General features: G+C 65.8%; 8 protein-coding genes. All 8 read right to left on the bottom strand.

What is annotated here, in order from left to right; translation table 11 throughout:
- Positions 1-247: 247 nt before the first annotated feature.
- Positions 248-1,033, bottom strand: coding sequence for an inositol monophosphatase family protein (locus PMI42_RS36985; protein ID WP_008145089.1), 786 nt, complete (start codon positions 1,031-1,033; stop codon positions 248-250).
- Positions 1,034-1,117: 84 nt separating this feature from the next.
- Positions 1,118-2,200, bottom strand: coding sequence for a tetratricopeptide repeat protein (locus PMI42_RS36980; protein WP_008145088.1), 1,083 nt, complete (start codon positions 2,198-2,200; stop codon positions 1,118-1,120).
- Positions 2,201-2,208: 8 nt separating this feature from the next.
- Positions 2,209-2,928, bottom strand: a complete 720-nt coding sequence (locus tag PMI42_RS36975) for a thiamine phosphate synthase (protein WP_008145086.1) — start codon at positions 2,926-2,928, stop codon at positions 2,209-2,211.
- Positions 2,929-2,931: 3 nt separating this feature from the next.
- Positions 2,932-3,957, bottom strand: coding sequence for a class I fructose-bisphosphate aldolase (locus PMI42_RS36970; protein ID WP_008145085.1), 1,026 nt, complete (start codon positions 3,955-3,957; stop codon positions 2,932-2,934).
- A 218-nt stretch (positions 3,958-4,175) separates the two neighbouring features.
- The gene (fba, locus tag PMI42_RS36965) at positions 4,176-5,243 is read right to left on the bottom strand and encodes a class II fructose-bisphosphate aldolase (RefSeq protein ID WP_008145084.1); all 1,068 of its coding nucleotides are present in this window, start codon (positions 5,241-5,243) and stop codon (positions 4,176-4,178) included.
- A gap of 51 nt (positions 5,244-5,294) precedes the next feature.
- Positions 5,295-6,491 carry a phosphoglycerate kinase gene (locus tag PMI42_RS36960; RefSeq protein ID WP_008145082.1) on the bottom strand — a complete coding sequence of 399 codons (1,197 nt, stop codon included), beginning with the start codon at positions 6,489-6,491 and terminating at the stop codon, positions 5,295-5,297.
- A gap of 150 nt (positions 6,492-6,641) precedes the next feature.
- Complete coding sequence (gene gap / locus PMI42_RS36955) at positions 6,642-7,649, bottom strand: type I glyceraldehyde-3-phosphate dehydrogenase (RefSeq protein ID WP_008145080.1); 1,008 nt, start codon at positions 7,647-7,649, stop codon at positions 6,642-6,644.
- Between the two features lie 170 nt (positions 7,650-7,819).
- On the bottom strand, positions 7,820-8,876 hold a 1,057-nt coding region (locus PMI42_RS36950; protein WP_008145078.1), incomplete at its 5' end, for a transketolase-like TK C-terminal-containing protein.

Genomic DNA, 8,876 nt, shown 5'->3' with positions numbered 1-8,876 from the left:
ACGGCCCATAATCCGGAGTTATGTTACACAGTATGCCCGTAATGAACGAAAATATCGATGTTGTGTCTTTCTGATTGTATCTGAAAACTAACGGCTGCCAAGCCCGGTGCTGGCGGGTGGGCGCTAACGATTGGCGAATTTGACTGGCGATGGGCAGAACCGGCGCTCGCCTATCAAGCGCGCCGTCTGCTTTTGCTCTAACAGCTGGGGCGGAACGGAGGGGCGGGGGATGGGCGATTGACGCCCCCTACTTCCGCAACACCTTCACCAATTCCCCGTGCACGAACTCATTCCCGCACACCACATGCCCGGTCACCACCGGGTCGCCCGGCGTCTCGATGTCGGTCACCGTGCCGCCCGCCTCGCGCACCATGATCATACCGGCGGCAATATCCCACGACTGCAAATTCCGCTCCCAGTAGCCGTCGAGGCGGCCGGCGGCGACGAAGGCGAGGTCGAGGGAGGCGGCGCCGAAGCGGCGGAGGCCCGCGACGCGGTCCTGGATCGCGGTCATCTCGCGGCGGAATTCCTCGTGGTCGCCGCGGCCGATATGGGGAAGGCCGCAGGCCACCACGCATTCGTTGAGCTGGCGGCGGCCGGCCACGCGCAGGCGCTGGTCGTTGAGGAAGGCGCCCTTGCCGCGCTCGGCGATGTAGAGCTCGTCATTGGCGGGATTGTAGATTACGCCGGCGATGATCGTGCCTTCGCGGGCGAGGCCGATCGAGATCGCGAATTGCGGGATGCCGTGCAGGAAGTTGGTGGTGCCGTCGAGCGGATCGACGATCCAGGTGTGGCTCTTGTCGGAGCCTTCCCGCGTGCCGCCTTCCTCGCCGATGAAGCCGTAGCCGGGCCGGGCCTTGGCGAGGTCCTGGTAGAGGATTTCTTCGGCGCGCTTGTCGGCGAGCGAGACGAAATTGGCCGGCCCCTTCAGCGAGACCTGCAAATGCTCGATCTCGCCGAGATCGCGCTTGAGGCTGCGGCCGGCGCGGCGCGCGGCCTTGACCATGACGTTGATAGTGGCGGAATACAGCATGAGCTCTGGTCTTGATCGGGGGAAATGGCGCGAAATCGCGCGTGTTTGAGGGATTGGGTGCCCTGCGGGGGGCTCAAGGTCAAGTCATTTGGTCCCGAGCCATTTCTTGGCGGCGGCCTCGGCCTTGGACCGGTCGTCGGGGGGCAGGTCGGAGAACTGCTTGTCGAGCTCGGGATCGCCCTTGCCGGAGGTCTTGGCCACCAGATGCCATTTGAAACCCTCGACCTTGTCCACTGACGTTCCCATGCCGTTGATCAGGACCCAGGCCAGCCGGTTCTGCGCGATCGCACTGCCCTGGCGGGACGCCTTGCGGAGCAGCGCGACGGCGGCCGGCTGGTTCTTCGGCGTGCCGGTGCCGTTGAACAGGGCGATGGCATATTCGACCTCGGCGTCGACATTGTCGGCGAGCGTAGCGGCCTGGAGCAGCCGCACCGCCCGTTCCGGGTCCTTGGGCACGCCGGTGCCCTCCTTGTAGAAGGTCGCGAGCGCGTATTGCGCCTCGGGCAGGCCGGCGTCCGCCGCCTGGCGCAGCAATTCGGCCGAGCGCTTGACGTCCTGCGGCAGGGTCTGGCCGTCCAGATAGAGCAAAGCGAGATTATAGGCGGCCTTGGGCTCGCCGAGCTTGGCGGCTGACGCCATCAGCTTGACCGCCTCGCCTTTGTCGACCGGGCCGCCGCGGCCCGACATGCGCAGCATGGCCTGGGCGAACATCGCCTCGCGGTCGCCGGCGTCGGAGGCACGCTTGTACCATTCGAGCGCCTTGGCGTAGTCGCGGCGGATGCCCATGGCGTTGGAATAGAGCTCGCCCAGCATGGTCATCGCCTTGGCATCGCCGGTCGCGGCGCGGGCCCTGGCGAGGTCGAATGCCGTCTTGTATTGGCCGCGCTGATAGGCGCCGAACACCAGGTCGACGCCGGGCGTGTCGGTCGGAGGCGCCGGGATCACGGTCGCGGGCAATGCCGGCTTGGGCGAAGCGGCCGGCTTGGGCGAGGCCGAAGGTTTTGGCGCCGGCGCGGCCTCCTTCTTCTTGGGAGGCGCGGGCGGCTTGGGCTTCTGCTTCTCCGCGGGCGGGCTCGGCGTTGCCGCCGGCGGCGTGATCTGGAGCTGCGCGGCCGCGGGCACTGTGAGCAGCAGCGTGGCCAGAATGGTGAGGCGCGGGAGCTTCATGTCGGGCGCTAGCCGTGCCCCCGGCCTTCAGAATCCTGATCCGCAGAATTTTGGCCCGCGGGATCCCGGTCCACGGGCGCGGCCGCAAAGCCCTTCCTGATTGCGGCATCGGCGTCGATCAGCGCGGCTTTGGGCCCGCGCGGATCAGCCCAGATGAATTCGCCGACCAGCACGAAATCGGCGCCGCTGGCGGCGAAGTCGTGGGCTTCGTCCAGCGAGGTGGCAAAGCCGACGCAGGGCGGCTCGAACAGCTCGGCCCACCAGTCCAGCCGCTCGGCAATCGCCTGCGACGACGGCCGCTGGCCCTTCGCGTCGGGCTCGCCGAACAGCACATAGTCCGCGCCGACCTCGCCCGCATCCATGGAATGGTGCCGCGTCGTCAGCCCGCCGACGCCGGCGATGCGATCGGGCTTGAGCGACGGCAGCGCCTCCTTCAGCGCGGCGATGCCGGGCAGGTGCGCGCCGTCGGCGCCGCCGCGCGCGACCAGTTCGGCATGGCCGTCGACGAGCAGCGCAGCGCCCGCTTTCTGCACCGGCGGCGCCAGCGCCTTGATGCACGAGATCATGGTGCGCTGGTCGGCCTCCTTCAGCCGCAGCAGCACGGCCGCAACGTCGGCGGCCGCGAGCAGGCCGGGCAGGTCGGCGACGAGCGTCGCGGGATCATCGACAACAGGTGTCGCAAGATAGAGACGCGGTGCCGGGCGCGGTGGAGGCGATTTGTTCGACAAGATCTAGGCCGCTTTCTTTTCCAGGCTGCTTTGCCATTCGCCCCGGGAGGCGAGGCCGTTCATGCGGGCGCGATGGCTGAATGCGTTTTGCCCGGCCGTGACATTCTCCGCCTTGCCGGACCAGGCCTTCTGCGGCGCGGCCTGCAGCGCGCGGCCGTAGGAGAAGGTCAGGCCCCAGGGCAGCGCGCCGAGCTTGTGCATGGCGTTGAGATGCGCGGTCGCCTCCTCGTCCGACTGGCCGCCGGAGAGGAAGGCGATGCCGGGCACCGCCGCCGGCACGCAGGCCTTCAGCAGCCGGATCGTCTTCTCCGCGACTTCGTCCACTGAAGCCTGCTTCGGTGACTTCTTGCCTGAGATCGCCATGTTCGGCTTCAGCACCATGCCCTCGAGCGCGACGCGCTGGATGCGCAGCTCCTGAAAGGTCTTGTTGAGCACGCGCTGCGTGACCTCATAGCAGCGGTCGATGTCGTGGTCGCCGTCCATCAGCACCTCCGGCTCGACGATCGGCACGATCTGCGCGGCCTGGCACAGCGCGGCATAGCGCGCCAGCGCATGGGCGTTGACGCTGATCGCGGTCATCGACGGGATTCCGCTGCCGATGTCGATCACCGCGCGCCATTTGGCGAAGCGCGCACCGCGCTCGTAATACTTCTTCAGCCGCTCGGCGAGCTTGTCGAGCCCGACGGTGACGAGCTCGCCGGGACACATCGGCAGGGCCTGCGTGCCTTCGTCGACTTTGATGCCGGGAATGGCGCCGCTCTGTTCGATCAGCTTGACCAGCGGCGTACCGTCCTTGGCATCCTGCCAGATCGTCTCGTCGTAGAGGATCACGCCGGAGATGTACTGGCTCATGGCGTCCTTCGAGCGGAACAGCATCTCGCGATAGTCGCGGCGGCTCGATTCCGTGGATTCCACGCCGATCGCGTCAAAGCGCTTCTTGATGGTGCCGGAGGATTCGTCGGCGGCAAGAATGCCCTTGCCCGGTGCGACCATGGCGGTCGCGATCCTGTTGAGCTCAGTCAGATTCATCGAGAGGTCCTCCCAAAACGATTCTGCCCTTGCCTGTGAAAATAGACGGTTCTCGGGCAATTGCCGAGTTAACGTTCGTCGCAGGGTAAAGGGCTTGCCGTCATTCCGGGATGCGCCGAAAGGCGCAGGCCCGGAATCCATAACCACAGCCTGGGGTTATGGATTCCGGGCCCACGCTTCGCGTGTCCCGCAATGACGGGAGGATGTGGCTGAAGGCTTTACGCCACCTTCGGGTCCAGCTCGCCCTTGGCATAACGCTTGGCCATTTCGGCTGTCGTCAGCACCTTCTTGATCTTCGAGGCCTGCCCTGCGGTGTTGAACTCTTGGAGCCGCTGCTTGCACAGCTTGGTCATCGCTTCCATCGCGGGCTTCAGGTACTTGCGCGGGTCGAACTCTTCCGGGTGCTCCTTGAACACCTTGCGGATCTGGCCGGTCATGGCCATGCGGTTGTCGGTGTCGATGTTGATCTTGCGCACGCCGTTCTTGATGCCGCGCTGGATCTCGGCCACCGGCACGCCCCAGGTCGGCTTCATCTTGCCGCCGAACTCGTTGATGATGTCCTGGAGGTCCTGCGGCACCGAGGAGGAGCCGTGCATGACCAGATGCGTGTTCGGCAGCTTGCGGTGGATTTCCTCGATCACCTTCATGGCGAGGATGTCGCCGTCGGGCTTGCGGGTGAACTTGTAGGCACCGTGCGAGGTGCCCATCGCGATCGCGAGCGCGTCGACCTTGGTCTCCTGGACGAACTTCACGGCCTCGTCCGGGTTGGTCAGGAGCTGGTCGTGGGAGAGCTTGCCTTCGGCGCCGTGGCCGTCCTCCTTGTCGCCCATGCCGGTTTCGAGCGAGCCGAGCACCCCTAACTCACCCTCGACCGAGATGCCGCCGAGATGGGCCATGTCGGTCACCGTCTTGGTGACGCCGACATTGTAGGTCCAGTCGGCCGGGCTCTTGCCGTCGGCCTTGAGCGAGCCGTCCATCATGACAGAGGTGAAGCCGGCCTGGATCGCGGTCATGCAGGTCGCCGCCTCGTTGCCGTGGTCCAGATGCACGCAGACCGGGATGTGCGGATAGATCTCGGTGACCGCGTCCATCATGTGCTTGAGCATGATGTCGTTGGCGTAGGAGCGCGCGCCGCGCGAGGCCTGGATGATGACGGGCGCGTCGACCGTGTTGGCCGCGTCCATGATCGCCAGTGCCTGTTCCATGTTGTTGATGTTGAAGGCCGGTACGCCGTAATCGTTCTCAGCCGCATGGTCGAGCAATTGACGTAACGTGATCCGAGCCATGTGTCTTTTTCTCCGTTTGGGCCGATAGGCAGCTTCGTACGTGTCGACTGATTACTTGATGCGCAGAACTTCGACGCCGGGCAGTGGCTTGCCTTCCATCCATTCAAGAAATGCGCCACCGGCGGTCGAAACATAGGTGAACTGACCGGCCACATGGGCCTGGTTGAGGGCCGCAACCGTGTCGCCGCCGCCCGCGATCGAGATCAGCTTCTTGGCCTTGGTGCGCTCGGCGGCATGCTTGGCGGCCGCGACCGTGCCGCGGTCGAACGGCTGCATCTCGAAGGCGCCGAGCGGTCCGTTCCAGACCAGCGTGGCGGCATCGTCGATGGCGGCGTGGACGCGCGCGATCGACTGCGGGCCGACGTCGAGGATCATGCCGTCGGCCGGGATCGCGTCGAGCCCGTAGGCATGCGATGGCGCGTTGGCCGCGAAATGATAGGCGACGGTGGCGTCGACCGGGAGGATGATCGCGCAATTGGCGGCTTCCGCCTTCTCCATGATGCGCAGCGCGGTCGGTGCGAGATCCTTCTCGGCCAGCGACTTGCCGATGCCGACGCCCTGGGCGTGCAGGAAGGTGTTGGCCATGCCGCCGCCGATCACCAGCGCGTCGACCTTGCTGACGAGGTTTTCGAGCAGGTCGATCTTGGTCGAGACCTTGGCGCCGCCGATGATGGCGATGACGGGCTTGGTCGGCGAGCCCAGCGCCTTCTCCAGCGCATCGAGCTCGGCCTGCATGGTGCGGCCGGCATAGGCCGGCAGCTTGTGGCCGAGGCCTTCGGTCGTGGCGTGGGCGCGGTGCGCGGCCGAGAAGGCGTCGTTGACCCAGATGTCGCCGAGCTTTGCCAGCTCCGCGACGAAGGCGGGATCGTTCTTTTCCTCTTCCTTGTGGAAGCGGGTGTTTTCCAGGCAGAGGATGTCGCCGTCCCTCAGGGCCGCAACAGCCGTGGCCGCGGGCTCGCCGATGCAGTCGTCGGCAAACGCAACCGGCTTCTTCACGACCTTCGCCAGCGCTTCGGCGACGGGCTTGAGCGAGTCCTTGGCGTCGCGTCCCTTCGGCCGGCCGAAATGCGCGAGCAGGATGACCTTGCCGCCCTTGTCGGCGATTTCGGTGATGGTCGGCGCGACGCGCTCGAGCCGGGTGGCGTCGCTGACGCGGCCGTTGTCCATGGGCACGTTGAGGTCGACGCGCAGCAGCACGCGCTTGCCCTTCAATTCGACGTCGTCGAGGGTGCGGAATTTGTTGGTCATCGGATGGCCCTTGTCCCGGGCGCACTGCGGCGCGCAGTGCCGCTGTGCAGAACCGGGACCCATGTTGCAGCGAGTCCCGCGGTTAAGTGGGTCCCGGCTCTGCGACGCAGCGTTTGCACGCCGCATCGCGTCCGGAACACGAGAGCGGCGTCAGATCACCTTCGCGAACGCGACGGCGGTGTCCGCCATGCGGTTCGAGAAACCCCACTCGTTGTCGTACCAGGACATCACGCGCACCAGCGTGCCGTTCTGCACCTTGGTCTGGTCCTCGTGGAAGGTCGAGGAGTGCGGATCGTGGTTGAAGTCGATCGAGACGTTCGGCGCGCTGGTGTAGCCGAGGATGCCCTTGAGCTGCTGCTCGCTGGCGCGCTTCATCGCCGCGTTGATCTCCTTCACGTCGGTGGCGCGCTTGGCGATGATCTTGAGATCGACCACCGAGACGTTCGGGGTCGGCACGCGGATCGCGACGCCGTCGAGCTTGCCTTTCAGCTCGGGCAGCACGAGGCCGATGGCCTTGGCCGCACCGGTCGAGGTCGGGATCATCGACATCGCCGCCGCACGGCCGCGATAGAGATCCTTGTGCATGGTGTCGAGCGTCGGCTGGTCGCCGGTATAGGCGTGGATCGTGGTCATGAAGCCGGTCTCGATGCCGACGAGGTCGTTCAGCACCTTGGCCACCGGCGCGAGGCAGTTGGTGGTGCAGGAGCCGTTCGAGACGACCATGTGGTCCTTGGTCAGCGTGTCGTGGTTGACGCCGTAGACGATGGTGGCGTCGGCGCCGTCGGCGGGCGCGGAGACCAGCACGCGCTTGGCGCCGGCGGTCAGATGCGCGGAGGCCTTGTCCTTCGAGGTGAAGATGCCGGTGCATTCCATCGCGATGTCGATGCCGAGATCCTTCCAGGGCAGCTTCGAGGGATCGCGCTCGGCGGTCACCTTGATCTTGGCGCCGCCGAGGCTGATGGAGTCGCCATCGACGGTGACGGTGCCGGGGAAACGGCCATGGACGCTGTCGAAGCGGAGCAGATGGGCGTTGGTCTCGACCGGACCGAGGTCGTTGATGCCGACGACCTCGATGTCCTTGCGGCCGGACTCGGCGATAGCCCGCAGGATGTTGCGGCCGATGCGGCCAAAACCGTTAATTCCGACGCGGACTGCCATGTTCCATCTCCTTATGACCGTTCAATGACGGGCTCGATAACGCCTAGTCTTCCCGCACAACGCGCCATACGCGCCTGCGAGGGTTTTTTAGGGGCGGACGCCCGGTTCGGCCGGGCGATGCTTGATCATATGAGAGACTACGTAGTCCTTTTTTTTGGCAAGCTCAACTCTCAGGAAACGCGCTTCAGCACAGCGTTAACCGCAGCCTCGGCGGTAATGCCGAAATGCTTGAAGATCTTGTTCAACGGGGCACTGGCGCCGAACGAATGCATGCCGATGAATTCGCCATCCTGCCCGATCACGGCATCCCAGCCCCAGCGCACCGCCGCCTCTATGGCGACCTTGATCGGGGCGTTGCCGATGATCGCGTCGCGGCGCTCTTTTGGTTGCGCTAGCAAGAGCTCGAGCGAGGGCACCGAGACCACCCGTGTCGGAATGCCGCGCTCGGCCAGCTGCTTCTGGGCGGCCACCGCCATCTCGACCTCGGAGCCCGAGGCGAACAGCGTCGCCTTGGCTTCGCCCTGGGCCGCGACCAGCTCGTAGGCACCATATTGGCAGGGGTTTTCGTTCGCAGTCGTCCTGAGCTGCGGCAGGTTCTGCCGCGTCAGCGCCAGCACGGTCGGGCCGTCGATCCGATTCAGTGCAATCTCCCAGCACTCGGCGACCTCGATGGCATCGCACGGGCGGAACACGCGCATGTTGGGAACGGCCCGGAGTGCGGACAGGTGCTCGACCGGCTGATGGGTCGGGCCGTCTTCACCGAGGCCGATGGAATCGTGGGTCATCACATAGACGACGCCGGTCCCCATCAGCGCGGCAAGCCGCATCGCCGGGCGGGCGTAGTCGGTGAACACCAGGAAGGTCGCACCGTTCGGCGCGAAGCCGCCGTGCAGGAAGACGCCGTTCATGGCGGCGCACATGCCGAACTCGCGGATGCCGTAATGGATGAAACGGCCCTTCGGCGTCTTGGCCGAGAAGCCGGTCGCCGACTTCGCCTTGTTGTTGTTGGAGCCGGTAAGATCCGCCGAGCCTGCGAGGAATTCCATCGGCATCGCGCCGGCGATAACCTCGATCACGGCCTCGGAGGACTTGCGGGTCGCCGCATTCATCGGCTTTTCCAGCAGCTCCTTCTTGTAGGTGCGGAACGCCTTGGCGAGCGCGGCCGGACGCTCGTGGCGCAGGCGGCGTTCGAACTCGGCGCGCTTGCGGCTGCCGAGCTCGCCGAGC

Source organism: Bradyrhizobium sp. YR681 (assembly GCF_000282615.1).
Classification (GTDB): domain Bacteria; phylum Pseudomonadota; class Alphaproteobacteria; order Rhizobiales; family Xanthobacteraceae; genus Bradyrhizobium.
The sequence above is the reverse complement of the archived record's forward strand: the minus strand, read 5'-3'. Positions and strand labels throughout refer to the sequence as shown.